The sequence below is a fragment of the Haloferula sp. BvORR071 genome (genome assembly GCF_000739615.1).
Classification (GTDB): Bacteria; Verrucomicrobiota; Verrucomicrobiia; order Verrucomicrobiales; family Akkermansiaceae; genus Haloferula.
In genome coordinates this window covers 23,681-49,692 of record NZ_BATP01000044.1, presented here as the reverse complement: position 1 = coordinate 49,692, position 26,012 = coordinate 23,681, and the positions used below count along the sequence as shown (strand labels likewise).

General features: G+C 62.1%; 19 protein-coding genes, 1 other RNA gene and 1 pseudogene. 7 read left to right on the top strand and 14 right to left on the bottom strand.

Going from position 1 to position 26,012, the window contains the following annotated elements:
• A pseudogene (locus BV071_RS23350) lies at positions 1–548 on the bottom strand (alpha/beta fold hydrolase); the annotation flags it as partial.
• Positions 549–830: 282 nt separating this feature from the next.
• Between BV071_RS23350 and BV071_RS33545 the strand changes: the two are divergent.
• Positions 831–4,142, top strand: a complete 3,312-nt coding sequence (locus BV071_RS33545; protein ID WP_052573789.1) for a LamG-like jellyroll fold domain-containing protein — start codon at positions 831–833, stop codon at positions 4,140–4,142.
• 3 nt (positions 4,143–4,145) lie between these two features.
• Here BV071_RS33545 and BV071_RS23340 read toward each other — a convergent pair whose 3' ends face one another.
• Positions 4,146–4,694, bottom strand: coding sequence for a YceI family protein (locus BV071_RS23340; protein ID WP_035612275.1), 549 nt, complete (start codon positions 4,692–4,694; stop codon positions 4,146–4,148).
• Positions 4,695–4,776: 82 nt separating this feature from the next.
• Here BV071_RS23340 and BV071_RS23335 point away from each other — a divergent pair, with 82 nt between their 5' ends.
• Positions 4,777–5,208 (top strand): hypothetical protein, encoded by a 432-nt coding sequence (locus BV071_RS23335; protein WP_035612274.1) that lies wholly within the window; start codon positions 4,777–4,779, stop codon positions 5,206–5,208.
• Here BV071_RS23335 and BV071_RS23330 read toward each other — a convergent pair.
• Positions 5,199–6,137: an MBL fold metallo-hydrolase gene (locus tag BV071_RS23330; protein ID WP_052573788.1), complete on the bottom strand. Its 939-nt coding sequence runs from the start codon at positions 6,135–6,137 to the stop codon at positions 5,199–5,201. The two genes, BV071_RS23335 and BV071_RS23330, sit on opposite strands and share 10 nt — an antisense overlap.
• A gap of 113 nt (positions 6,138–6,250) precedes the next feature.
• Between BV071_RS23330 and BV071_RS23325 the strand changes: the two genes are divergently transcribed.
• A complete protein-coding gene (locus tag BV071_RS23325) occupies positions 6,251–7,735 on the top strand; it encodes a hypothetical protein (protein ID WP_035612273.1) in 1,485 nt (494 codons plus the stop codon).
• A complete protein-coding gene (locus tag BV071_RS23320) occupies positions 7,732–8,994 on the top strand; it encodes a hypothetical protein (RefSeq protein ID WP_035612272.1) in 1,263 nt (420 codons plus the stop codon). The genes BV071_RS23325 and BV071_RS23320 overlap by 4 nt, the downstream gene beginning before the upstream one ends.
• An 8-nt stretch (positions 8,995–9,002) precedes the next feature.
• On the opposite strand, the gene BV071_RS23315 is transcribed toward BV071_RS23320, so the two are convergent.
• The 3 genes from BV071_RS23315 to BV071_RS23305 all read right to left on the bottom strand — a co-directional run bounded on the left by BV071_RS23315 (position 9,003) and on the right by BV071_RS23305 (position 13,771).
• Positions 9,003–10,562: a thiamine pyrophosphate-binding protein gene (locus tag BV071_RS23315; RefSeq protein ID WP_035612271.1), complete on the bottom strand. Its 1,560-nt coding sequence runs from the start codon at positions 10,560–10,562 to the stop codon at positions 9,003–9,005.
• Positions 10,563–10,612: 50 nt separating this feature from the next.
• Positions 10,613–12,103: a hypothetical protein gene (locus BV071_RS35660; protein WP_265594776.1), complete on the bottom strand. Its 1,491-nt coding sequence runs from the start codon at positions 12,101–12,103 to the stop codon at positions 10,613–10,615.
• A gap of 132 nt (positions 12,104–12,235) precedes the next feature.
• Positions 12,236–13,771: a hypothetical protein gene (locus BV071_RS23305; protein WP_035612269.1), complete on the bottom strand. Its 1,536-nt coding sequence runs from the start codon at positions 13,769–13,771 to the stop codon at positions 12,236–12,238.
• 117 nt (positions 13,772–13,888) lie between these two features.
• Here BV071_RS23305 and BV071_RS33540 point away from each other — a divergent pair, with 117 nt between their 5' ends.
• Positions 13,889–14,332 carry an NfeD family protein gene (locus BV071_RS33540; protein ID WP_052573787.1) on the top strand — a complete coding sequence of 148 codons (444 nt, stop codon included), beginning with the start codon at positions 13,889–13,891 and terminating at the stop codon, positions 14,330–14,332.
• A gap of 56 nt (positions 14,333–14,388) precedes the next feature.
• Entirely contained in the window at positions 14,389–15,393 is a 1,005-nt protein-coding gene (locus tag BV071_RS23295; protein ID WP_052573786.1) for a stomatin-like protein, read from the top strand.
• A 79-nt stretch (positions 15,394–15,472) separates the two neighbouring features.
• Here BV071_RS23295 and rnpB read toward each other — a convergent pair.
• The 3 genes from rnpB to BV071_RS23285 all read right to left on the bottom strand — a co-directional run bounded on the left by rnpB (position 15,473) and on the right by BV071_RS23285 (position 19,141).
• Positions 15,473–15,869: RNase P RNA component class A (gene rnpB, locus BV071_RS34435), an RNA gene on the bottom strand.
• Positions 15,870–15,932: 63 nt separating this feature from the next.
• Positions 15,933–17,534, bottom strand: coding sequence for an acyltransferase family protein (locus tag BV071_RS23290; RefSeq protein WP_035612268.1), 1,602 nt, complete (start codon positions 17,532–17,534; stop codon positions 15,933–15,935).
• A gap of 125 nt (positions 17,535–17,659) precedes the next feature.
• Complete coding sequence (locus tag BV071_RS23285) at positions 17,660–19,141, bottom strand: AMP-binding protein (protein WP_081886184.1); 1,482 nt, start codon at positions 19,139–19,141, stop codon at positions 17,660–17,662.
• A gap of 325 nt (positions 19,142–19,466) precedes the next feature.
• Between BV071_RS23285 and BV071_RS23280 the strand changes: the two genes are divergently transcribed.
• The gene (locus BV071_RS23280; RefSeq protein ID WP_035612267.1) at positions 19,467–20,474 is read left to right on the top strand and encodes a hypothetical protein; all 1,008 of its coding nucleotides are present in this window, start codon (positions 19,467–19,469) and stop codon (positions 20,472–20,474) included.
• Positions 20,475–20,609: 135 nt separating this feature from the next.
• Here the strand turns inward: BV071_RS23280 and BV071_RS23275 are convergent, their stop codons facing one another.
• The 5 genes from BV071_RS23275 to BV071_RS23250 all read right to left on the bottom strand — a co-directional run bounded on the left by BV071_RS23275 (position 20,610) and on the right by BV071_RS23250 (position 25,649).
• Positions 20,610–21,515, bottom strand: a complete 906-nt coding sequence (locus BV071_RS23275; protein WP_035612266.1) for a hypothetical protein — start codon at positions 21,513–21,515, stop codon at positions 20,610–20,612.
• Positions 21,516–21,601: 86 nt separating this feature from the next.
• Positions 21,602–22,510 (bottom strand): hypothetical protein, encoded by a 909-nt coding sequence (locus BV071_RS23270; RefSeq protein WP_035612265.1) that lies wholly within the window; start codon positions 22,508–22,510, stop codon positions 21,602–21,604.
• A 50-nt stretch (positions 22,511–22,560) separates the two neighbouring features.
• A complete protein-coding gene (locus BV071_RS35655; RefSeq protein WP_265594775.1) occupies positions 22,561–23,499 on the bottom strand; it encodes a hypothetical protein in 939 nt (312 codons plus the stop codon).
• Positions 23,500–24,084: 585 nt separating this feature from the next.
• Positions 24,085–24,954 (bottom strand): hypothetical protein, encoded by an 870-nt coding sequence (locus BV071_RS23255; RefSeq protein WP_265594774.1) that lies wholly within the window; start codon positions 24,952–24,954, stop codon positions 24,085–24,087.
• Between the two features lie 128 nt (positions 24,955–25,082).
• Positions 25,083–25,649, bottom strand: coding sequence for a DUF456 domain-containing protein (locus tag BV071_RS23250; RefSeq protein ID WP_035612261.1), 567 nt, complete (start codon positions 25,647–25,649; stop codon positions 25,083–25,085).
• Positions 25,650–26,012 lie beyond the last annotated feature (363 nt).

The window sequence follows — 26,012 nt, the reverse complement described above, 5'->3', positions numbered from 1 at the left end:
TCCCCCAACCGCTCCCACAGGGGCTCCTGCGCCCCTAGCGACCAATCGATGAAGCTCCGGGCCACCTCGCGACGGCGGCCGACCAATCCCCGCCGCTCCCCCATCTCCGCGCCGGAATCCGAAGCCCGCTTCAAAACTCCCTGCCCCTCCCACTTCTCCAAGAACTCTCCCCAGTCCCCCGACAGTGCCAAGCTCCCCCACTCGGCATCCGCCGCCCGCCGCTGGGACCGCTCTTCTCCGGTCTCCAGTCCCGGGTGAGGTCCCACCAGCACCGCCGCATCCCACGGGCCGCCCTCCAGCAGCGCGTGCAGCGCCAGTCGCGCCCCCATCGAGTAGCCCACCAGCACCAGCTTTCCCTTTTTCGCCTGCCGCCTGCCGCTTTCCGCCTCCCGATTCAGGGCCCGCCCGAATTCCCCCATGCTCATCGGGCAGCAGTCCAGGAATCGCCATAAATCGACCCGGGTCGTGGCCCAATTCGCCACCCCGAGGCCCTGCCAATCGCCCGCCATCCCGACGGCTCCGTGCAGGCACCACAGCATTCCCTTCATTCTCCCCAGCCAATCCGGCCCCGCTCCAAGGGACAAGCCCGATGCGCCGCCGCAAAGATGCGGAGTTTCAGACTCTGTCAATTTCACGGAAGTAATCGACAATGGGACGGTGGAAGCAGTTGCGAAGCTGCCCTATCTTTCCCTGCTCCACTCCCCGGCCCTCCGCCTCGCCTTACCCAAGAAACCCACTGGATGAGCTGTACTTGTCGCGCGTCTGCGTCCCCCCGTCTCCTTGCCCTAGCCGCTCTCGCATGGTCCGCCGCGGCCATCCCGGCGGAGTCCATGACCTATAGCTTGGTCGATGACGGCGGGTGGCCCGCCGATATCCGAGCCCGGATCGTGGCCGCGATGGACGAGGCCGTGGCGACCTACAATGCCAACGGCTACTTCAACACGCACATCTACGTCCAGTATCACCCCGCTGTGCCGACCGCGGAGGCGAATTACCCGGACTACCTGAAGTTCGGCGGCTCGATCAGCACGCAGGTGGCCATGCACGAGATTTCCCATACCTTGGGAACCGGCACGACCTGGCAGTGGGATGCACAATTCGGCGGAGATGGCGTCTGGAACGGTGCCGCGGCCAAGAACTTCGTGAAGCTCTTCGACGGTCCGGGTGCGGAGCTGCGCAAGTCCGGCGTCCACTACTATCCCTACGGCCTGAACTACGCCAGCGAGGACAACCCGCTGGCCCGCATCCGCTTGGTCAAGATGGTCTCCGCCATGCGCTACGACATGGGCCTCGACGGCGGGGCCGATGCCGATGGCGATGGCCTGCCAAACGAGTGGGAGATGTATCGCTTCGGCAACCTTTCCCAGACAGGTGCGGGAGACACGGATGGCGACGGCATCAGCAATCGCGACGAATACCTGACCGAGGGCGATCCGATCCGGCCCTGCCCGGTGAAGGACGGCCATACCTACGTCATCCGCGCCAGGCATAGCCAGAAGGTGCTGGAAGCGGCAGACGTCAACGCGGGTGCGATCACCCGCCAGAATCCTGCCAACGGGAGCGATCTCCAGAAATGGACCGCCTCCTATCGGGGTGCGGGCTTCTGGAAGTTCACCAATGTCGCCAGCGGCAAGGTCCTCGAAGTCGCAGGCGCATCCTGGGATGCCGGTGCAGACGTCATGCAGTGGAACGATCTCGGCAACGACAACCAGCAATGGCGCATCGTCCCCGACGGCCAGATTTACTCGAAGATCTTCAACCGCGGCAGCCGCAACATGGTGATCGACGTCGATGGCGGCACCGGCGCGACCGGCAACAATACGCCCATCTCGCAGTACTTCGATGTCCTCGGCGGAACCAACCAGGACTGGGCCTTCGATGATGTCACGCCGGGTGTGGTGGTCAGCACCGGCTTGCGTGCCGAATACAAGATGGAAGGCAATGCCCGCGACAGTGGCGGCTTCCAGTATCATGGCACCGCCACCGCGGGCGTGAGCTACACCGCGGGCCGTGTGGATGGCTCGGCGGCGACCTTCAACGGCACGAGTGGCAACATCCGTGTGCCCGCGATGGTGGACCGGAACTTCACGGTCGCTTGCTGGGTCAAGACCACCGCCACGGGTAGCGGAGTGCTCGGGAATGCCTGGTATGGGGGCTCCGGAATCTTGGATGCGGAAGTCGGCGGCGTGGTGCCGGACTTCGGTCTCACGATGATCAGTAACCGCGCCGCCTTCGGCATTGGCGGCCCTGACACCACCATCACCTCCACGGTGGCCATCAACAATGGCGTCTGGCACCATCTCGCGGCGACTTACGAACTCAATGGCGCGATGAAGCTCTACGTCGATGGCGTGCAGCGTGCCTCCGCGACCGGCCCCACCGGAGCCCGCACCGCGCCGGCAAACTTTAACATCGGCAGCGTCGGGGGGGCCGGCGGCTTCTTCAATGGCAGCATCGATGAGGTGCGGATCTACGACACCGCGCTGAGCAGCACCGAGATCACCCGCCTCGCCGGAGTCGGTCAGACCTGCGTTGCCAGCTACGGCTTTGAGAACGATCTCCGCGATGCCAGCAAACACGGCAACCACGGCACTGGCACCCCCGCGCTCGGCTTCACTACCGGGAAGACCGGCAGCAACGCGCTCTTGCTCGATGGCGACCCAAACTTCGCCACGATCCCGGCCTCCATTTCCACGGACTTCAGCATCGCCTTCTGGATGAAGACCAGCGCCACTGGTGGCACCGGCCAGTGGTGGGCAGGCAAGCCGATCATCGACGCCGAAGTGCCCGGGGCCGCCGCGGACTGGGGCATCGCGCTACTTGGCGACAAGGTTGGCTTCGGCGTTGGCAACGTGGACAACACGATCCTCTCCAACACGCTGGTGAACGATGCCGCCTGGCACTACGTCGTGGCCACCCGCAGCAGCTCCAGCGGGGTCATGCGGCTCTATGTCGATGGCGTGCTCGAGCAATCGCAGACCGGGCCCACCGGCGCGCGCAACATCCCGCATGCGATCCTGCTGGGCCGCTCCCTGGCCGGACCGGTCTTCTTCACCGGGGCTCTCGATGAGCTGAAGATCTACAATTACGCCCTGAGTCCCGCGGAAGCGACCTCTCTGACAAGCGGCAGCCTGCCCGCGGGCTGGACCGCCACCGAGATCGGCAATCCCGGTAGCGATGGCTACGCCGGCTACTCCGCAACCAACGGCGGCACTTTCACCCTCACCAGCGGTGGCAATGGCATCGCCGCGACCGGCGACCAACTGCAGCTGCTTTCCAAGCCCTTCAGCGGCGATGGCGCAATGATCAGCCGCCTCAGCGCAGACCCCACCAATAGCGCGGGCACCACCGCCGCCACGGCGCGTGCCGGTCTCACTTTCCGCGCCGCGACCGGCACCAACCCGGCCGCCATCGAATTCACCTACGACCGGACCACCGGTCTCAATCTACGCTACCGCAGCGCCACGGGCGGTGCTGTCAGCGGCCAGTTCCTCGAGCTCCAGCCCCTGGCCCCGCTGTGGCTGCGACTGGCCCGCAATGGCAACCTCTTCAGCGCCAGCTACGCCACGACAGCCGGTGTCCCCACCGAGAGCGATTGGCTGCCAGCCGGCTCGCAAACCCTGGATCTGCCGAACGATACCTTGCTCGGGCTCACCGTGGCCCCGGCGAGCGGCGCCACGGTGGCCACTGCGGCCTTCGACAATGTGGCGACCAGCACCGCCAGCATCGGCGGGGGCCAAGCTGCAGCATGGCGCATGATCTACTTCGGCACCCCGCAGAACAGTGGTGACGCCGCCGATGACGCCGATCCCGATGGCGACAACATTCCCAACCTCTTCGAGCGCGCCTATGGCACCCTGCCCACCTCGCGCGACGCCGTCAGCGAGCAACCCACCGCAAACCCCGAAGCCGGCTTCATGACCCTGCACTACCGCCGCGACCCCGGCCCGATGGCTTCGGATCTCACGCTCGGCGCCCAATGGAGTGCCAACCTCACGGCGCCATGGTCCACCAGCGGGATCGAAGACAGCTTGGAATCGACGGAAGCGAATGGAATCCAACATCGCGTGGCCAAGGTGCCACTGGCGAACTTCCCGGACTACCGCGGCTTCATGCGCCTCCAGGTCACGACAGCACCGTAGTCCTCACTCGGTCTTCCCTACCAAGTGAAAGCGCACCGCCAGCGCTGGCTCGACCTTCATCACAGCCATGTTGCGGATCAAAGGTAGCCCGAAGTCCTGGTAGTTCAGCGCCGCCGTACCATCGATGGTCACCCAGTTGCCGTCCTTGGTCGCGCTGTAGGGAAAAGCGATCGTCTTCGACATGCCGTGGATGATGATTTTGCCTTGCGCCATGTCCTTGCTGCCGTCCTTCCAGGTCTTGATGAATTCGAAGCTGCCCACAGGACCACCGCCGCCGAGCCACTTGATCATCTCGGCATCGCGCTTCTCCTCGCCGGTCTTCAGATCGGCGAATTTCCAAGTGAGCTTCACCGCCATTGGTTGGAGCTTCAGGGCATCTCCCTGCACACTGAGGTCATAGTCCGCCAAAGTGCCGGTAAATTTGTGACCGGTCGCTTGGGCATCCACCTGGATGCGGCTGCGCTGCTGGTCCACTTTCAGGGTTTCGGCCCGAAGTGTCGGGGCTGCGGCGAGAATGGCCACGCCGAGCGCGGCAGGGAGCAGGGTCTTCATGACATTGGTGCTTCAGATGGCGGTTTTGAAATCTTGGCGACGGCGGGAATTTTTCAGCTATACCCTTCCCCAGCGTCCCGCCATGTCCACTTCCTTTCGCTTCCGCCTGACCGGCATCCTGATGATACTGTCACTGCCCTCCTGCGGGCTGATCAAGGCTCCCTTCAAGGTGGCAGGGGCCGTGGTCGATGGCACCGCCTACGTCGGAAAGAAGGCCTATGACGCCTCCTCCGCGCCCTTCAAGGACACGCCCGAAAAGAAGGCCGCCAAGGAAAAGGAGAAGAAAGAAAAGGAGGCCAAGGAGGCGAAAGAGAAGGCTGCCAAGGAAGGCCAAGGTGGCACCCAACCCGCCCCGACACCCACGCCCGCCCTTCCGCAAGCGAACCCAAGTCCCGCTGGCAATGGATTGCCACCGCCACCCCAGGACGGCCAAGTCCCGAGCAACGATTACCTGCCGCCGCTGCCGGCCGATCAACCGCCGCCGGGCAACTCCTCCGTGCCTTATCAGCGCTGAGCGATTTCCCAGCTTTCGCCGACTGCGCCGCTGGTGAAGCGGTCGGCGATGCCCGCGGCCTCCGCCGCAAGCTGCAGACGCAGCGGCGGCTCGCTCATCGGCTCGTCGGTAAGCCGGAAGGTCCCCCAGTGCATCGCGACCGCGCGCTGGCACCGCGCATCTTGGAATGCCTTCACCGCTTCCGCGGGGTCCATGTGGATCTCACTCATGAACCACCGCGGCGAATAGGCGCCGATCGGGATCATCGCAAAGTCAATCGGACCCAGACGCTCACCGATCTCGCGGAAGCCCGGGCAATAGCCGCTGTCCCCCGCGTGCCAGAGCTTCAGGCCGGCTCCCTCTAACAGCCAGCCGCACCAGTGGGCGCAATTGCGGTCGAAGGGAGTGCGCGCGGTGAAGTGCTGCGCGGGCGTGGCGGTGATCCGGATGCCGGGGAAAAGTTCCAGCTGCTGGAACCAAGCCAGCTCCTGCACCTGGCGGAAGCCCTTGCGCCGCAACCACGCGGAGTGGCCCTCCGCGCTCACCAGCGGCATGTCCGCACCCAGCTTCCGCAGCGTCGCGAGATCGAGGTGGTCGTAGTGCGCGTGCGTGAGCAGGACGGCATCGATCGACGGCAAATCCTCCAGCTTGCAAGGAGGCGGGACAAGGCGCTTGAAGCGCTCCATCCGGAAGGGTGCGCAGTGATCGGAGAATACCGGGTCGATCAAGATGCTCTTGCCGCAGCCCTGGAGGAGGAAGGACGCATGCCCCAACCAAGTCACCCGCCAGCCCTCCGCTGGCGGCGCTTGGGGCGTATAGGGGACCCGCGAGGCTGGATTATCGTCCGTGGTGATGAATTCATCCGCCGGCATCCGCCCGAATTTCCAGCGGAAGACATCGGCAAAACTGCGGCCTTCATCGAGGACCCAGGGATTTGAGAAGCGGGGCATGAGATGAGATGCGCCACCCTAGCAGCGATGCAAGCGATTGCCACCGGACCTTAATATGCTGTTTTTCCAGCATATAAGATTGACGGCAGCGACTCGCTTTCTAGAGTGCACCCATGCAGCGCAAGGGATTGCTTGCCACCTCCTACCTCGCGGCGATTGCAGCCGGGGTTATTGTCCGCCAGCCGTGGCGCGAGACTCCTTCTGCCCCGCCAGCGGCCCCTCCTGTCCCGGCCGCAGTGGAAGAGATCCAGCGCCAGCTCAGGGCCAAGGCCGCGGAGGATCTGGCGAGCCAACAGGACCAAGCGCGCCGCGAGAAGGATTACGCCAAGGCTCCAACCAAGACCCGCGAAGAAGAAATCCGCGACACTCTCCGCTCCCGCCAGGAGAGCCTGCTGGAAGATAAAAACACTCTCGCGCAATTACTCGCGCGGTCCCCGGCCTTCCAGTCCAGCGCCGATCTCGGACCGGCCCTCACCGATGCCTTGCGCGCGGATGACGGCATGGCCGAAGCAGCGGCAATCTTCCTGGAATGGCATCGCCGCGATCCGCAAGCAGCCTTCGCCGAGTACGCACGACGGCCGCTCATGGATCGGATCTTCGGCGAGCAGGACTGCCTCTTCCTGCAATTCACCCCCGAGGAAATCGCCGCACAGGTTTCACTCCTGCGCCCGGACGATTTCAAAGGCAGGCTGCTGCGAGGCATGGCCTGGCGCTTCAGTGAAAGCAACGATCTGGAGGGCCTGAGCCGCCTGATGGAACAGCTGACGGCACCGCAACAGCAGGAACTGGCCGAGACCTTCGCACGGAGCAACTGGGTGCCCGAAGATGGCGCGGCCGCAGTCGCTTTCATGGCGAATGAGATGCCTTTGGAAGTTCGCAAGACGGTCTTGCGGGAACTGGCCGGCTGCGAATCCTATTACTTGACGAGCACTTGGGTCAGCTCCGTCGCCAGCTCCTTGATTTTACAGACCTTGGGCCAAGAGGAACTTGCAACTATCGCCGAACGAGCCACTAACGTACCCACCGGCAGCGGCTGCGGCGGCGGTGGTGACGAGGGTCTGGAGATCACCCCGCTCGAACCCGGCCTCGGTGCGGAAGAAGCGGGATACGCCGTCAGCAGCCGGGTGCACGCGGCTTTCTATTATTCCAAGGACTATCGCGAGAGCTTCGCTGCAGGCACCATGAGTGGCGACGAGGTTGTGACGGAAATCCGCCGCCTCATTCCTGGCAGCGATATCTACGGGCAAGACCTCTTCCGTCGCGTGTATGTGGAGCTGGCAAGCTATCAGCCGGCGGTGGCCCAGGGGTGGGCATCTGCCCATCTGGGTGCCGCCGAGCTAGCAGAGCTGAATCTGGAGGTTCTTGAGACCTACGCTGAACCTCGTACTTCCCGCCTCGCGGAGCTGCTGCATGCACTGTCCCTGAGCGGCGCGGATCCAGAGCATATCGAATCCAAGACCGAGGCGATTGCCACGCGGTTCGCGGCCTGGAGAGCCCTTGATCCGGAAGCCGCGGGGCGCGCCCTGGAGGCCATCCCAATAAATCACCCCCTGCGCTTGGCTGCTGCGGGCGAAACAGCCAAGGAGGAATCCCAGTGAAAATCATCCCCATTTCCGGCCTCCTGCTCGCCTTCGGCACGAGCTACCTGCTCGCGGGACTCTTTGCTCCCAGTGGAGCATCCTCCGCGGCTGTAGCGCCCAGCGTCCCCAAGCCGATCAAAGCAGAAAAGGCGTCCACCCGGATCACGTCTCAGGATCTCTTGGCAGCCGTGGACTCCACTCCCATGAGTCCCACGGATCGCTACCTCCTGCGCTACGATCAGTACGACAAATGGGCAGAGTCCGATCCCTTGGGCATGCTCGCCAGCTTGAAAGGCAAGGCAGTTCCCGAAATCGCCTCGCTCTCCAGCGCCTTCGCCAACTTGGCCGAAACGCGCCCGGCCGAGCTGCTCCGCTATGCGCGCGAGCAAGGCTGCACCGAGGCCATCGAAACCCTGCTGGACCACTGCGATCCGCGGCAAAGCCTGACGACTCTGCTGGCGAACACTTCCTATTCCTATCCGGCTGAGATCTACGAGAAACTCTTCAAGCAGGGCGAGCAGCTCGATCCTGAGTTCCACCGGCGGATCTCCGAACTGCCGGACGACGCGGGACGGGCAGCAGCCTTCTCCGCGGCTGCCAAGGTCATGTTGGAGAGCAAACGCCACGACGACTATTTCGCCCTGCTTGCCGAGTATCCGGAATCAGCAGGACCAGAGCGCATCGCGGAGGACTTCGCGAAGATCGTAGTCTGCGATCCCGCACGCATGGCGCAGTTCGACACGCTCCCGCCCGAGGCCCAATCCGGCGCGATCGACCAGATCCTATCCGGCCTCGACTCCTTGGAAGATTCCGGCCAGACGGCCCGCAGTCTTCTGCCGGAATATGCCCGCCACGGCTGGCTCGACGAGCGGCGCAGCGACATCTTGGAACTCATCATGGAGGATGCCGTCAATAGCGAGGACAGCGCTGCAGCCCTCGCCAGCGGCAAGGAGTGGAAGGATTGGGCGCTCGCACTGCCTTCGGACGGTAGTTGCGACTACCTGCGCCAAGCCGGAATCGCCCGTTGGGCCGCGGGTGAACCGGGAGACGTGGTTCCCTATCAGGAGCTGCCCACCCCCGAGCTTCAGGATGCTGCACGGATTGGCACTTTGATGGTTCTCACCCTGCAGGAAAACTATGCTCAAGCCAAAGCCATTGCCGGCGGCTTGCACAATTCCGCCCGGCGCGAGCAGCTCATACTTGCCATCCAAGGCATGGAGCGCGGCGAGGACGTCGACGAATTCGATCCCTTTGCTCCGATAGAAAGCCCGGAATAGGCCTGCCCTCAACGGGCCGTGTCCCATGCCTTCCAGAAAGCCGCGCTCTCTTCCCCATTCGGGATCACCTCCACCAAGAGCGTAGCCTCACCAGGTTCCAGCGCATCGAAGCCTTCCTCGCTCTCGACCCGCAGATACTTCATCCCCCACATCGTCGCCCAGCCTTCCAGGCGCAGCTCGTGTGGGTTCAGCATCAGCTCCTTCGCGCGGTCTTGCATCGCATCAAGCCGCGGCAAGCGTGAGAAGATCTGTCCGCCGCCGTTGTTGATCACCACCAGCACCCGCCCCTTGCGCTCGATCTGCCCGAGCCACGCCGGCGCGGCGAGGTCGTAGAGCGCGGTTAGATCGCCCACCAGACACCACGCGTCCTCGACATCCGCGGTCCAGCCGAGCCAGGTCGAAAGCTGGCCATCGATGCCATTCGCGCCGCGATTCGCACGCACATCGGTCACTGGCTTGCCGCGCTGCGCGAAGAGATTCCACTCACGGATCGGCATGCTGTTACCGAGATACAGGGAGGAACCCGTGGAGGCATAGGCGGAGAGCACCCGCAGCAGTCCCGGCTCGCTGTCCGGATACGCTTCCAGCATATCCTCGATCTCGCCCGCGCGCCGCGAAGTACGACGGAAATAGTCGAGCGCGTCGCCCGCCTTCTCAACATCGCCCAAGCCCTTGATCGCCCGTCCCACCGGCGAGGTGATGGTCTCGCACTTCCGCGCCAGGCCGGGGAAGCCGGTGCGGGTGATGTTCCAGACCTCGGTCTCCGGCAAATCCTCGAGATCGCGCCAGAAGCGCCCGCTCGGCACCCCTCCGATCCGCAGCACCTTGCCCGGCGGGCACTCGCGCAGCATCCGGTCGGGATCGGGCAGGCAGATTTCACCCAGCGCCTCGCGCAAGCCGCTGGTCGCCTCCACCGCCACTGGCACACCCAAGCCGATGCAAAGGTGGAAAACGGGTTCCTGATCTTCCGGCTCGAGATCACCGACCATCACGACCAGGCCACGGTAAAGATCCTCGCGCAGCCAGTGGGCGAGCGCGGCAACGGAGAAGTTCGGCGGCGGGATTTCGCGCAATTCATCGTCGCTTGGAGCGATCCACTCGCCCGGCTGGAAATCCTCCTCCAACTCCACATTCCAGTGCCATGGCCCGCGCTGCAGCCACTCCGCAATATCGCCATCACCCGCGTGCTCGCCGAAGATCCCCGGCTGCGTGATTGCCTGCGGCGCCCCCGTGCCCCGGAAGCGCTCCGGCCGGTCCGCCGTCAGCGCCAGCAGGGGCCGCGCCTGATAAAAGGCCTCCACCACGGCTGGCAGCAGTTCGGCCACCGCGGTGCCACTGGTCGTCACCACCGCGCAGGCCTCGCCCGTCGCCATCGTCCGCCCCAGCGCGAAAAAGCCCGCGCTGCGCTCCTCGAAGTGCCGCCACAGCCGTGCCTCACCTGCCGCCTCCGCGCGTGCCAGCACCTCCACCAGCGCCGCATTCCGCGCCCCGGCGCAGACGACGAATTCACGAACGCCCTGGCGCAAACAGGTATTGATGGCGGAACAAGCGGCTTCCCAAGTGGTCACGGCGCGAGCGTGGGAGAAGAATCGGCCCGCGCCAAGCCCGCTGCACGGACTTATCGAGCGCTTTTTTCCCGCGCTCTCGGCAGTTCCTTGGCCTGCCAACGCGCCACCTCGCGGCGGTAGGCACCCAGCGTGGCCGGCAGCGGGCGCCGGCCGAGCTTCTCCAGATCCCTCCGCCAGTATACTTGGGCGGTGACGTCTCGGGTATCGGGGCAAGGATAGATGGTGAAGGTCCGGATCGCAGCAGCGATCGAGGTCTTGCACAGCTCATCCCACAGGCGCGCATCCGATCCGGGGATCTGGTCGCCGGCCAGCCGCTGGTAATGGACCACTGCCGCCGCGGGTGCCACCGTGACCCCGCAGACGAATTCTCTGCCTTGCTGGAAGGTTTGAAATCCCACCACCACCAGATACTGCCGGGAAGCCTGCCACGGCGGCTCTATCATGCAGGAGAGCGCGACCTTCCACTGCTCTTGCGCGTACAGCTTCTCACGGTTGGGCTCGCTGCGCCTGGATCCCACGCTCCCCTGGTGGATCACCTGGGGATGGAGATAAACGGGCACCACCAGCTCCTTGCGCAACACCGCACCCAGGGCATCGAGTTCCTTCCGCGGCACCAAGGCATCCGCCACCATGACGATGGCATGGCCCGGCGGGGTGTTTGCTGTTAGAAGCGGCAGCGCCGGCGCATCGTCGAGCTGATAGGGTGCATTCGACACCTGCAAAGCGGCGCCGGAGCGCAGGTCCGCGGCGAGCTTGCGATAGATCGCCTCTTCCTCCGGCTTGCCATGCTGTTCCAGGAAATCGGCGTAGGCGTCCTGGAGCCCGGCATCGGTGTTGTCCACCCGGGCCGCCATCTGGAGCATCTCGCCAGCCTCGCGGATCTTGCCTTCGGCTTCAAGTTGGTTGCCGTAGTCGGCTAGCGCCGCCACATGCCGCTGGGTCGCCACGGAATCTCCCCACGCAATCAAACGCTCGGCCTTGTCGCGCTTGGCTTCCGGATTGTTCGGCAGCAAGTACGGATGCCGCTCGTAGATCCCACCCATGATCAAGACCAAGAATGCCGCCACCGGCGAGTTTCTCAGGAAGGCGGCCTTGCGCGGATAGTCGGCGAAGATCCGATCAATCCCAGCCAGCACCACCGCGCCGATCACCATCAGCATCACCTGCTCCGGACTCGTCCGGTTGGACCAACCGAGCACCGGCTCGGTCCATACCCACACCGCATAGACCAGCGCTGGCAGAGCGATGCACCGGGCAATGATCCGAACCTTCCACTCCTGGCGCTCCTCCGCATAGTAGAGCTCACCCCGCTTCGACCGCTCCGGTTCCCTCAGCCCGTAGGTCACCATCCCCGGTTCGGATCCGACCCAGCCCATCGCCCTCAGTTCGCGGAGCTTGAGCACTTGGAAAATCCCCTCCGTCGCCAATGACACCAAGACAAGGGCCACCGCAAACCACACCCACAATTCACCGAGCCGCCCATCACCTAACAGAAACACAACGATGCATGCCGCCAACAAGCTCCCCTTGACGAAAAGCATCCAACAGAACTTCAGGAGATATGGGCGCAGCGCGAAGATACGCAATCAGTCCCACCAATCGTTGCCCGATTCAAGCCCAGCCCCGCGACCGGGCATTCCAAGCCCCGGCCGATATTGTAGTTTGAGAAGCTGCTACTGCCCTCTCATTTCCCGTGCCTTCCGCCTCGCTGCGGCCCAATTCTCCGCCTCGTATCGATAAGCCGACAGCGTCGCCGGCAGCGCATGACGCCCCTTCCGCCCAAGCTGCGACGGACCATCGACATACGCCGTCACATCCCGCAGATCCGGACAGGGATAGAGCGTCAGCGACTTAATCACCGTGGCCAGCGATTGCTTGCATAGTGCCTCCAGCAAATCGCGGTCATTGCAGGGATCATAGCGCTTGCCCAAGCGCTGGTAGGAAGCGATCCCACAGCCGGGAATCGTCGCGCTGTTGTAGAGGTAGTTCACGCCATCGGCATACAGATCCCGCACCGTGATCACTAGGTACTGCCGCGGCTCCAACGGGGAGATTGGGATCTGCGCCGCCACCGCCGCCCAAGCCTGATCAATGCGCATCTGCGGCCCATCTTCCCCGCGGCCTCTTCCCGCCACCTTCGAGAAATCCACGCCCAACGGGTAACGATAGACAGGCAGCTTGAGCTCATCGCCCAACACATGGCCCACGAGATCGAGCAACTCGGGCGACGTATCCTGGTCGGCCACCAGCACCACCGCATGCTCCAGCGGACTGTCCGGCATCAACATCGGCAGCGGACCGTGGGGATCGATCGCATAGGGCTCCCGCGAGGCCTTCAGCGCCGCCCCCGAGCGGATCTCCGCCGCCCTCTGATAGAAAACCGCATCCTCCCCCGCAGGCGCATGCCTCGTGAGGAACTTGGCGAAGTTCTCCTGCAGTCCGGCATCGGTCACGTCCACCCGGCTCGCGATGTTGAAGAGATCGCCCGCCTTCTGGATCTCCCCCTTGCCCTCAAGTTCCTGCGCATACTTCGTCAGCGCAGCGGTGTGATAGTGGTAGCTCTTGAGATCCCCGGATTTGAAAAGTTGCTCCACCTTCACCCGCGCAGCGTCCGGATAGCCGGGCAGAAGATAGGGATGCCGCTCCCACAAGCCGGCGACCAAGACAGCCACCACCGCAACCGCCAGGATCGCCCGCAACCATGTGCGTTTCTGCGGCTCCAAGAGATGAGCGGAACCCAGCTTGGCGAATAGAAGGACACCCGCCGCAATGCACAGCACCTGTCGCCAGTCCAAGGGATTGCTCCAATCCAGCACCGGCTCCGACCAGGCCCATACCCCAAAGATCAGCGCAGGCACCGCAACCCACCACATCGCAATGCCCGCGAGGAGGTCGCGCCGCGCCTGCTCACCGTAAATTGGGTGCGAGGTCCGCCGCAGGAACTCGCTGTCCTCGTCGTCGAATTCGTCGCTCTTGTCCGCCTTGAGATCCGAACCGCGCCTCATGCGCAAAAAGCTCAGGATCCCACTGAGCGTCAGGCTCATCATGAACAAGCCTGCGGCCACCCAGATCCACGGGGGAGCGATCAGACCCAGCCCGATCAAGGCCAAGAACCCCGCAGCCGCAAACCCTCCTCCCGCGATCGGGACCAGTTCGCAAAACAGGATCAGGAATGGACGCTTGGCGGAAATCGCCCAAACCCATCCCATTCCCCGCTCCCGGAAGCAATTCCGAAGCCCGCCCGCCTTCCATCCCGCGGCCGAAATTGTAATTCGCGGCTCCCCGTCCCAGTGTTAGGTTCTGTACCGAAAGCCCTTCATTTCTCCATGCCACTCGACCCGAAAACCATCTGGCTCCTCGCCGGAGTCTTGCTGATCCTCCTCGAATTCGCTGCCCCAGGGGTGATCATCGTGTTCTTCGGCCTCGGCGCGGTCATCACCTCGCTCACCACCTGGGCAGACCTGACAACGGGCCTCGGCTCGCAGTTCACCGTCTTCAGCATTAGCTCGGTGGTCCTGCTCTTCGGCCTGCGCCGCTTCGTGAAGCAATGGTTCGTCGGCAATTCCCGCGATATCAATGGCGGCGATGACGACTTCATCGGCCGCGAAGCCCGCGTGATCACCTCCCTGCCCGGCTTGGGCGGCCCCGGCAAGGTCGAGATCAAGGGCGCGAACTGGAACGCCCGTAGCGAAGTCGCCGTGCCCGCGGGTGCCACCGTCATCATCGAGCGCCGCGAAGGCCTCACCTTCCACGTTCGCCCCCGCCTCTGATTCATTTGTTAGACCCGCTACGATTCGATTTCCCACTCTGCCTCTCCTCCACTGCCATGAATGACACCTTGTTCTCCCTGCTCGCGCTGAGCGATGCCGGCACCACCTTCGTCACCGTCCTCGCCATCTGCTTCGCCGCCGTGCTGGTCATCGCGCTGCTCATGACCGCCCGCATCGTCCCGCAGCGGCAGGCCTACATCGTCGACCGCCTTGGCAAGTACCACAAGACCCTCGACGCTGGCCTCCACATCACCATCCCCTTCATCGACCGCGTCGCCTACAAGCACTCGCTGAAGGAAATCGCCATGGATGTGCCGCCGCAGTTCTGCATTACCAAGGACAACATCGCGATCGAGATCGACGGCCTGCTCTACATGCAGGTCCTCGACCCCAAGCTCGCTTCTTACGGCATCGACAACTACTACTACGCCGCCAGCCAACTCGCGCAGACCACCCTGCGCTCGGAGATCGGCAAGCTCGAACTCGACAAGACATTCGAGGAGCGCGACACCATCAACGCTCAGGTGATCGAGGCCCTCGACAAGGCCTCCGAACCTTGGGGCCTGAAGATCACCCGCTACGAGATCGCCAACATCAAGCCACCGCAGTCGGTCCAAGACGCGCTCGAAAAGCAGATGCGTGCCGAGCGCGAACGCCGCGCCACCATCGCCCTTTCCGAAGGCCAACGCGAAGCCCAGATCAACGTCGCCGAAGGCCAGAAGCAGGAAGTCATCAAGCAATCCGAGGCCAAGAAGCAGAGCCAGATCAACGAAGCCGAGGGCAAGGCCCGCGAGATCGAACTCCTCGCCAACGCCACCGCCGAAGGCATCATGCGCATCGCCATCGCGACCCAACAACCCGGCGGCAAGGACGCCGTGAACCTCCGCATCGCCGAGCAGTACGTCACCCAGTTCGGCAACCTCGCCAAGCAGACCAACACCATGATCATCCCGCAAAATCTCAGCGACATCGGCGGCACCGTCGCAGGCCTCGCGAAGATCCTGGACACTGCCAAGCAGGATAGTGGCCTACAAGGCCTGGTGCCTCCGCCGATCCGATAAGGATCCCTAACAGATCACCCGATTCCGCGATAGGTCCTATGAGTCCCGTAGGACCTATCTGCGTTTCCGAAAAGAAAAAGGCGGCCGCTCTCCTGTAAGCCGGATTCTGTCTACCCCGCCTTTGCGGAGCTCGATGATCATTTCTCTCCCCGCGCCGGAGCGCGGGAGCCCGCTTGCGCGGACTGCGACTAATACCCGGAGATACGACGGGCGGGCAGCCCTTCCCCTGTTCTGTCTTGCACCACGCGAGGTTTACCGTGCCGCGCCGGTTACCCGGACACGCGGTGGGCTCTTACCCCACCCTTTCACCCTTACCTGATCCCTTGCGGGCCATCGGCGGTATGCTCTCTGCTGCACTGTCTGTCCGTCAGCCTTGACGCTGCCGTCCCCCTTTTTCAAGGGGCGCGTTGCCCTGCGGTGTCCGGACTTTCCTCACCCCTGCCCGAAGGCAGGACTGCGATCACCCGGAGAGCGGCGCGCGGAACCTGCACCCGGAATCCCCGGATTCCAAGCCCCAAGTTCACATCGCCCGCGGAACCTCACGCCGCCGACTTCGCCTTCTCCTTCTTCGGGATCTTCCCGAGGAAAAGGCACTTCAGCACCGGATTCCGGCTCACCGCATACTCATAGGTCAGCATCGTGATCGCGGTGGTGAAGAGCACCACCAGGAAGGACAGCGCGTAGTCATTCTTGATCCCCACCCAGTCCCGCAGCCAGAAAGCATTCAGGTAGATCACCAGGTAGTGGAAGAGATACACGCAGAAGGCCGACTCCGCCACGAAGTGCATCGGCGCGCCCGCCTTCTTCACGAAGCGCTCGAAGAGCCCGAAGATCACCAGGCACACCATCACGAAGAAGTAGCCCTCCACCCCCAGCATCACAAACTCCGACACCTTCGCAGGCGTCAGCCAGATCCGGTCCACAAAGGCCGGCATCGCCAGCGGAATCTCGCTCCACGAGTTCACACCGGAAGGCAGCAAATACTCAAACTTCGTCGCCGCAAACAGCAGCCCGGCACTCGCCACCAGATTCACCCAGTGCACCGCGGACAGCCGCATCGTCCCCTCCGTCCCGGAGCAGAAGCGCTTGAAGAAGGTGAACAGCACCGGCACGAATACCACCGCCAGATACACCTCCGCCGAGAGCCCCACCACCTCCGCCAGCTTCTTCAGCATCGGGTGATCCGCCACCGGCCAAGCACCCACGCCACCATCCTTCACCGCAGCTTGGAATAACCGCGCCGCCCACAAGAGCACGCAGCCCAGCCCCAACTGCATCCAATGGAAGCGGGTGAAAATCTTCAGCAGTCGCGATGAAGTGAACATCGCCATGCCCATCGCGAAGAACGCAAAGTAATACCCCACCATCCGCAGTGGATAGTGGAAGGACGGCGAGACGAAGGGCTTCACCGCCACCTCATAGCCCATCCGCGCCGCCACACAGCAGACCACCGCCACCGTTCCTGTCAGCGTCAGCAGCAGCCAGTCCGGCATCCGTGCCGTTACGCCTTTCAACGTCGCCTTCGCCCGGTCCAGCACCGTCATGATCGGCGCGGAGAGCGAGGCCAGACACAGCAGCACCGCCAGGAACCAAATGTGCAAATGCCAGTTCCAGGTCGGCGCCCCTTCGGCAAAAAACTCCACCGGGATCTTCCCCGTGAAAAACTCACCCAGCGTCGGCGCGGGGACTCCCATCTTCCCCGCCTGATAGTGCAGGATCAGCCAGTTCGTGATCGGGTTCAGCAGCAGCACCACCGTCAGAAACGGGATGCCCGTGGCGATCGTCCGCTTCTTCATGATCGTCCCCGCCCCGTAGCGCTTCACCAGCATGTATGAGAGGAAACCGGAGATCATGAAGAAGGCCTCCATCCGCACGCAGTTCGAGATGTCGGAGACTAGGTGGAAAAATTTCGAGTGGCTGATCACACACGCGTGCACCGGGATGCCCCAGAGGATCATCACCCCCTTCATCGCATCCAGATAGACGAAGCGTTCCTTCGGTTTGACCGTCGGCTCAGAGCCCGTCGCGACGGCGGCCGGGGTTTCGATGGCGCTTGCAGCCGCGGCGGCAGAGCCGGGCGCATAGGCGGCCTCTGCACCGCCAGGTACGGCAGAATGCAGCGAATTTTGGGGGGGATTCATGACTGGGGTGAACGAAGCGGGGGGTGAACAGCGGGGAATCAAATCAAAACAGCAGACCGGGTGGAAGGCAAGCGGGCCGCGCTCGGGTGAGCAGGATCCACCGCGGACTTCCCGGTGGATCTCACTCAGACGGCCGCGGCAATCGGCACATCGGAGTTGAAGGGCACGACCACATCCTCGCTGCTGGCAGGCAGCGCCGGTGCCGCCTTCAGCGCCTCGTAGTCCACCTTGCCGGTCGACATCACCGGGATCTCCGCCACCACCTTCACCGAGCACAGCTTGCTCGAAATCCGGTAACTGCTGCGGATGAACTCGATGATCTCTTCCTCCAGCCCGTGGCTCAGGGTCACGATCTCCAGATTGGAATCGGTGCCGATCACCACGCACTTGCGGCCTACATGGGCGGTCAGCTGCCGCTCCACGTCATCCAGATTGATGCGCAGGCCCATGATCTTCACGAAGCGCTTCTTGCGCCCCACCAGATAGCAGAAGCCGTTCTCGCCCAGCTTGGCCATGTCACCGGTGAAGAGGCGGCCTTGCAGCTCATCGCCCTTCGCCAGGTCCGTGCGGTTCTCCGCGTAGCCGAGCATCACATTCGGACCGCTGTAGACCAGCTCACCCTCCACGACCTCGAACTTGCCACCCGGGATCGGCACGCCGATCGAGCCCATGCCCTCCGCTTGGCGGTCCGGCGGCACGTAGGACATCCGCGCTGTCGCCTCGGTCTGCCCGTACATCGTGAAGTAGCGGATCCCCTTCTTGCGGGCCAGCTTCATGAAGTGCTCCTGCAGCGCCACATCCAGATGACCACCCGCCTGCGTCATCGTCCGCAGTGAGGGCAGCTCGCTCCCGTCGAAGCCCATCTCGTGCAAAATCTGGTAAACATACGGCACCCCGGAGACCGAGGTCGCCCCGTGCGTCCGAGCAAATTCCCAGAACTCCGGCGTCCGCAGCCGCTGGCAGGTCTGCAGCAGCGTGCCGCCCGCTAGCAGGTGGCTGTTCACCACCGAGAGGCCGTAGGAATAGTACATCGGCAGCGAGGTCACCGGCCGCTCGCCGGCATCCAGCCCCAGGTAGGTCGCGATCGAGCGCGCGTTCGCCTGCAGGTTCGCGTAGGAAAGGCGCACCACCTTCGGATTCCCCGTCGACCCGGAGGTCGTCAGCATCAGCGCCAGCTCCGGATAGAGCGGCGCATGCTGCCCCATCTCATGGGCACGGTACAGGCGGTGCCGGTCGATCCCGAACCCGGAATCGGCATGCAAGCCACCATCGATCTCCTGCGGGGACCAAATGAAATCCGGACGATAGATCTCCACCAAGGGCTCCAGCAGGCCCTTGTCCATGTCATGGGACAGCAACAACGCCGCATGCCCCGCTTGCAAACAGGCCAAATAGCCCGCGAGCGTGGCAATCGAGTGGTCACTCAGGACGAAAATCAGCGACTTCGCCGGCGCAGCCAGCGAGCCTTTGACCAGATCGACCTGCTGCTGCAGTGCAGCGTAGGACCAACTGCGGCCGTCCTCAGTGACGACAGCGGATGCGTTACGGTACGGTAAGCTCCAAAACGGAACTTCGTTTTCTTCCAATCGGGGGGGTTTGGAATCCATTGTTCATCGGATTTATGGGGGGGACCGATGGATACCAGGGGCTAGCTCAGGAGGATCAAGCCCTAGGCATTGCAACTCCGTTGATATTTCGGGGGTGGGGTGGAGGCGACATCACCGGAATACCACCTTCCAACAGCGGTGGCAACTCCCGAAGTTGCGAAAAAACGGCCCCAGAACTAACGCGATCGCGTAGGAAAGCAGCCCTCCACAAGGCCCTACACCGACTAGGGATCGATCCCCCCCGCCTGAAAAGTCGGGCGAACCATCCAACAAGTCCCCGCAAATTTCATCCCGTCCCGATCCAATATCCACTATCCATCCCCCAGTGAAGCCCTCCGCCATCCTCGCCCCCATCGCCACCCTCTTCCTCGGCATCGCCATCGGTTGGCTCGCCAAGCCGGACCCGATTGCCGTCACCGGGCCGAATATCCCATCCCCCGCCAAAACCACCGCCGCCTCCACCCCCGCCCCGGGCTCCGAGCAAACCCGCCCCGCCAAAACCGAGCGCCCTCACTCGATCACCGAGGCCGACAACACAGCCGGAGACGATTCCGCCGGAGAGACCGATCCCGCCGCCGAGGCCGAGGGACGCAAGATGGCCGACCAGATGAAGAAAGCCGCCATCGACCGCTTCGGCAAGAAGCTCGAGCAGTTCATTGCCGACCTCGACACCACCCTCACTCTCACCCCGGAGCAAAAGGCCCAGCTCCAGTCTGCCCTAGAAGCCCAGCTCGCCGAGCTCACCGGCATGATGAACCACGAGGGCGATCCGGAGCAGGTCCTCGACAAGCTCCCCGAGCTCGGCACCCCCGCCTTGGAAGCGGCCCTCGCCGCCAGCCTCACTCCCGAGCAAAAGGCCGCCCTCGAAACCTACAAGGCCAAGGACCGAGCCCGCCAGGCCGACACCAAGGCTCTCAAGAAGCTCGCCCTCCTCCAGGGCATCGTCGAGTTCAAGGACGGCCAGCGTGACAAAGCCTACCGCATCCTCTCCGAGTCTGCCGCCGACTCCCTTGCCAAGCCCGGGAACTCGACCAACTTCGGTGAGCTTTTCACCGCCGGCAGCGGCATTGACATGGACCCCTACGACCTCGGCCTCCAGCAGCTCATGATGGACTCCGCCCAGGAACTCCAAGGCGCCCATACCGACGGCGGCGACAACAAAGACATGATGAGCGCCTTCCGCCAAAAGGTCGACCAGCTCATCGAAGACCGGGTCAACGAACTCAAGCCCGTCCTCGACCCAGCCCAGCTCGACAAATACCGCGAAGAACTCCGGACCAAAGGCCTCGGCCCCTACGCCGGCTTGCTCACCCGCGACCAGCCGGGGCAATAGCCCCAGGCAAGCGACAGCGCAGCCTTGGATCGCTACCGCGATCTAACAAGCCCCGAGAATATGCACACGCGGTCCGCAGACAAGCACACGCTCAGTCGCACTCTCCCTCCGATCTGAAATCTCAAATCCTAAATCTCAGATTCCAGATCTTCCCGCCTTCCTCTTCCCCACATAGACCACCACTCCCGCCAGCGCGCCCAGCGCCACCCACAAGGGCCAACGCTGCGCTGGAGTCTTCTCACTCACCGCCGCCGGGTTTGCCGCTGGAGCTCCGGACTTCCCGGGCAGAGACGCTTCGGAAACCGCAGAACCCACCGGCCCCTTCAGATTGTATTCCTTCGGATCCCCATCAAAGCGGAAGGTCCGATTCCCAGCCTTGATCTGCTCGTACCAAAGCCGCCATGATTCGATATCCTCATCGTACTTTGTCTCATTCCGCCTTCGTCTCTGCACCGGCGGTGAAATGATGGGAAGCTTTGCTATAGCGTCCAGGGCATAAAATGCACTAGGGCTTTCGCCAGTCGCATACTGACGCTTGTCGCGATCATCCTTCGTCCCTGGAGGAGAAGGAGGGACCCGGCCCTCTTCATCGTACAAAAACTCCCCTAAGACTCTAACGGACTCAGCACTGGGAAGAAGGCTAACAGTAGAAAATCCTGTTTGGCGAGCATTGGTCAAAGCCACTTGAAGCGGCCCTATTTTTGAAGGGATGGACTCCTCGGACCGCTTCGCTTGGGCTTCCCGGATTCTCTCCGCGTAATATTCGGCATGGCCGGGAATTGCCAAGAGCGCATCCCGCAATTGCGCATGCGTGCCGAGCCGATCACCCGAGATGTAGATGTTGTTGACAGAAGTTCTACGCAGACCCCATCCCAGCTTCTCGATCCTTTGGTCCTCGGGAAGACTATTGGGTGAATTCGCCAGCTCTTGCAATTCGCGGAGCCCATCAGTGCTTTCACTGATCTCCCTCTCTGTAAAATCCTCGGCCCCAAATGCACAAACAGAGAGAACGAAATATAGAATCGCGATAAGTGAAGTCACCGTATTTCAATGGTAGTTGCCGTTAAGCCATTTTCCCGCTTCATCGCATAGGGTCGGCTTTTGCATTTTCACACTGATTTCAAATTTCAAATCCCAGATCTCCCAGCCCTCCTCTTCCCCACATACGCCACCACACCGGCAGCCAGCGCGCCAAGCGCCACCCACAAGGGCCAGCGCTTTGCCGAAGCCTCTTCGCTTGCCGCAGCCGAGTTTGCCATTGGTGTTACAGATTTCAAAGACCCTTCCGCTGCGGCAGCGGTCACTCCCACAGGCCCCTGCAAGTTGTATTCCTGCGGATCTCCCTCGAAGCGAAAGGTCCGTTTGCCTGCTTTAATCTGCTCGAACCACAGGCACCACGCATTACTGTCTCTCTCATAGTCTGTCACACTCACAAATCGCTTCTGCGGAGCAGGAGGAGACAGCAAGGGCAAGCGCGAGAAAGCCGCAAACGCACGAAAGGAATTGTCAACATAGCCTTGGTCACGCTGACGCGCGATGCGATCATCAACAGATCCCGGAGGAGAGGGAGGGACCAAGTCCTCTACATCGAAGAGAAATTCGCCTAATACCCGTACAGTTTCAGGACTAGGGAGCAGCTCAAGAGTTTTGAACGCATCTCCCTGGGCAGAATTGTATTTTACCAACAGGGGACCCTGTCTGGTCGTCATGTCCGGTTCGGACTTCATTTGGGACCTAGCAGCTCTAATATTTTCTTGGAAGTAGAGCGCATGCCCGGGGGTCTTCATCAAGGCGTCACGAAGTGCCTGATGCACCTCCGCCCGACCATCAACCACATAGATACTTGGGTCTGCGGTCTTTCGAAGACCTAGTGCTAAAGTTGCAATTCGATCGCCATCTGGGATTGAATCAGGATTCTCAGCCAATTCGCTCCAGTGGGTCAGCCCTTCCTGCATCTCTTGAAGCTCTTGCTCAGTGTATTCAAACCCAAAGCATCTCGCGGCAAGGTAGATTAACAGCACAAAAAGAGTTCTCATAATTCACTCGCATTGGGCCGGCTCCCGCATTTTCACATGGATCTCAAATTTCAGATTCCAGATCTCCCCGCTCTACTCTTCCCCACATACACTGCCACCCCGGCCACCAGCACCCCAAGCGCAATCCACAAGGGCCAGCGCTGCACCGGAGCCTCTTCGCTCGCCACTGTCGGACTCGCTGTTGAAGTTGCAGTCCTTTCCGTCAAAGCGACTTCGGGAATCACGGCTCCGAGGGGGCCTTGCAAATTATACTCCTGCGGATTGCCCTTAAATCGGAAGGTCCGGTTTCCCGCTTTCACTTGGGCATACCATCGCCGCCATTGCTCTCGGGCAGCCTCGCGATTTTGCATCCCCTTCATCGAAATGATCGGCACACCCTCGATTCCCAGCTTGGTCAACGATTCGGTAGCATAGAACCAATTGGCAGTCGGCACACCAGCATCCCCCCTCGGACTGTCCTTCCATGGATTACGCTCGTCCTCTAACAACTCACCAAGGATCGAGACAATCTGAGGCGATCGAAGTTGCGCCATAATCTCGAAGAGATGGGCGCGGTGCGAAAACTCTCCTGTGGGCAATCGTTCTCCTCCCGAGGCTTCTGAGAATTCGCTCTTAAGATGGACCTCAAGAGAATCCCTGAAATATTCTGCGTGATCCGCGAGTGATACGAGTGCCTCTGAAGCCGCTCTTCTCACTGGCTCGATAATCTGATCCTCTTGTTCGGAGCGACTCCCAAAAGAAGGCGGCTTTGTGATAAACACCCACCATACCAAAGCATCACGAGCCTTCGTACCTCCTTCAGAGCGACGGCTGTCGATGTTCGCTATCGCTCGCGTTTTCCACGAACCATATTCCGAAGGATCCGAAGGAAGCTGAGCAGAAGACCGAGCAGCATGCAAAAGCACGAAGATTGCAGCGAGGTGGGCTGTTGTAACCTTCATTGAATTCAATTCTCCTTTAGGTGCTTCTCGCCCTCTTTTTTGCCTCATCCTTTTAAAATGGGCCGGTCCTTCTTAAAGGAGAGGGTCCTGGAATTTCGAATTCTCATACCAGCTTCGCGGCTTCCGTCTGCCGGGCACGGGCCAAGCACCGCGAAACGGAATAAACGGCCATCCCCACAGACGTCCCGACCAATGATAGATTCGCCGCGAGCGGGACTGTTGGATAGGGCGTAGGAGGAGGCGACCCCATCACACCGGTAAGCCAAAAGTAGGGATTTGCTGCTGCGGCTAGAGCGAGCGCCTGCAGACCCGCTGATCCCAGAATCAGGGCAAGAGTGAATGGCCGAAGCGGACTCCGCAGATGAGCCGCAGCCGCCACAGCAAGAGCCAGTGCAGTAATAAAGCCCCACCAATCGAGAGGCCCAAAAATCCAAAGCCACGACGAAAGCACCGGGAATTCCGCTCCCGACTTGGTATGGTCCCCAATGAAATCAAGATAGCGGATATCGTAGCTGAGCTGGGCGAGCCCAAGCAACGGCATCGTCACAAAGATCAGCGTTGCTAGCCCAATTGCTGCTCTCGAGAGATTCATGCATGGGATCGGTTCTCGCATTTTCACATGGGTCTCAAATTTCAATTCCCAGATCTCCCCGCTCTACTCTTCCCCACATACACTACCACCCCGGCCACCAGCACCCCAAGCGCCACCCCAAGCGCCACCCCAAGCGCCACCCCAAGCGCCACCCACAAGGGCCAACGCTGCGCTGGGGCCTCTCCGCTCGCCGCCGGGTTTGCCGTTGGCAAAGAAGACCTATTGGGCTTTGCCGTCTTCGAAACGGACACCGTAACCGGCCCATTCAAATTGTATTCCTGCGGATCCCCTCTGAACCGAAAAGTTCGAGTGCCCGCCTTCACCTGCGCATACCAGAGCTTCCAATCGCTACGAGCTGCTTCGGAGTTCCCCAGGTTCTTGATCTCGCTTCCCTCTGCATTCACGAGGCCAAGCCGGTTGAGAGTGCCGGCAGCAAAAACGCAATTGGGTGGAGGAGAGCTGGCATCGCTTGGCGGCGCGTCCTTCCACGGATCCCGCTCGTCCTCCAGCAACTCGCCTAAAACCGCCACGGTTGCCGGCGTAGGAAGATGCGACAAGACTTCGAAACTCTGGTAGCGGTCCAGTCGTTCCACGGCTGCCTTCGGGTTGGACGCTACCTCCGCAAATTCGGCTTGGATCGCCGTCTCGATAGAACGCCGCAAATAATCTCCGTGGCCCGGCATCGACATTAGCGCCTCTCGCGCCGCGCGGTACACTGCCCGATCGCCCTTCTCTTGATTGAAGGACAGGGTCAACCGATAGATCATCTTCCCTAGCCTGAGATGGGATTCTTCATCGGGAGATGCTTTGCAGGAAGCGATCGCCTCCAGCGACTTTTCCTCCCAATCCCGATATTCCGCCGGATCACCCGGCAAGTCAGCTATCGCAAGCCCTCCGCACATCACAAGCATGGCCAAAAGCAAACGCGCACCTGCAAGTCCCCCGCTAGCCGAAGCGGCAGACGCCATCTCCAAGGCACGGTGGAGCTTCATCGGGTAGGGCAGTTAGGTTGAATCGATTTACTAGAGGGGAAGGCCCCTCACCCCACCCAAAAACAATCCACGAAGAACCACGTGATCATCACAGCCCCGATCACCATCTTCACACCCATCCCGGCCACAGTTCCCACCATCGAGCCGACGCCCGAGACTACCGCCGGTTTCAGCTCCTGCTTCGAGAACAGCTTCTCAAACACAAAGGACCCGATAAGAGGCCCGGCCAGAAGGCCCACCGGGAAGAAGAACATCCCCACCAACCCGCCGATGATCGCGCCCCAGGCACCCCACTTGGTGCCGCCGAAGTACTTCGTCCCCGCCGCCCCGGCGTAAAACTCGATCGCCTGCGAAGTCGCCATCAAGAGCGTCAGGATCACAAAGCTCCACCACTCCATCCCGGAGCCCTCGCGGCCCAGCATCAACCGGTGCGCCACCGCAGCCAGCACGATGATCAGGTGCCCCGGCAGGATCGGGACGATGCAACCCACCAGCCCCGCGATCAGCAGGCAGGAGGTGACCAGCCAAGCCATGCCGGTGCCCACAGTGCCCCAGCCGCCCCAATGAAGGAACGATTGCCAAGCTGTGTCCCACATCGCCCAAGCCAATTCCATCGCGCCCGCAGCCTAGCCGGATTTCCCTCCCGGTCGAGCCCTTCCCGGCCGATTCCAAATAGCGCCCGGAATCCCACCGCCAAGTCCCCCCGGCCTTGGCGGAAGGAACCACGGATGGACACTGATGAGCACGGATGAAAGACAGAGAGAATAGCCAGAACGGGACTCTTCATCCGTGCAAATCCGTGCCCATCCGTGGTTCCTTCTGCCTTTTGGGAATCCAACCGCGAAAAGCTCGAAATTACGCGAAATTTGAAGGGCGAAGGATCCGTCGAAAATGCAGCAGGCACCACGAATAAAGCCCGATCCCACGAATCAAAGGCAGAGAATCGGATCTCCATTCGTGTGGATTGGGTTTTCATT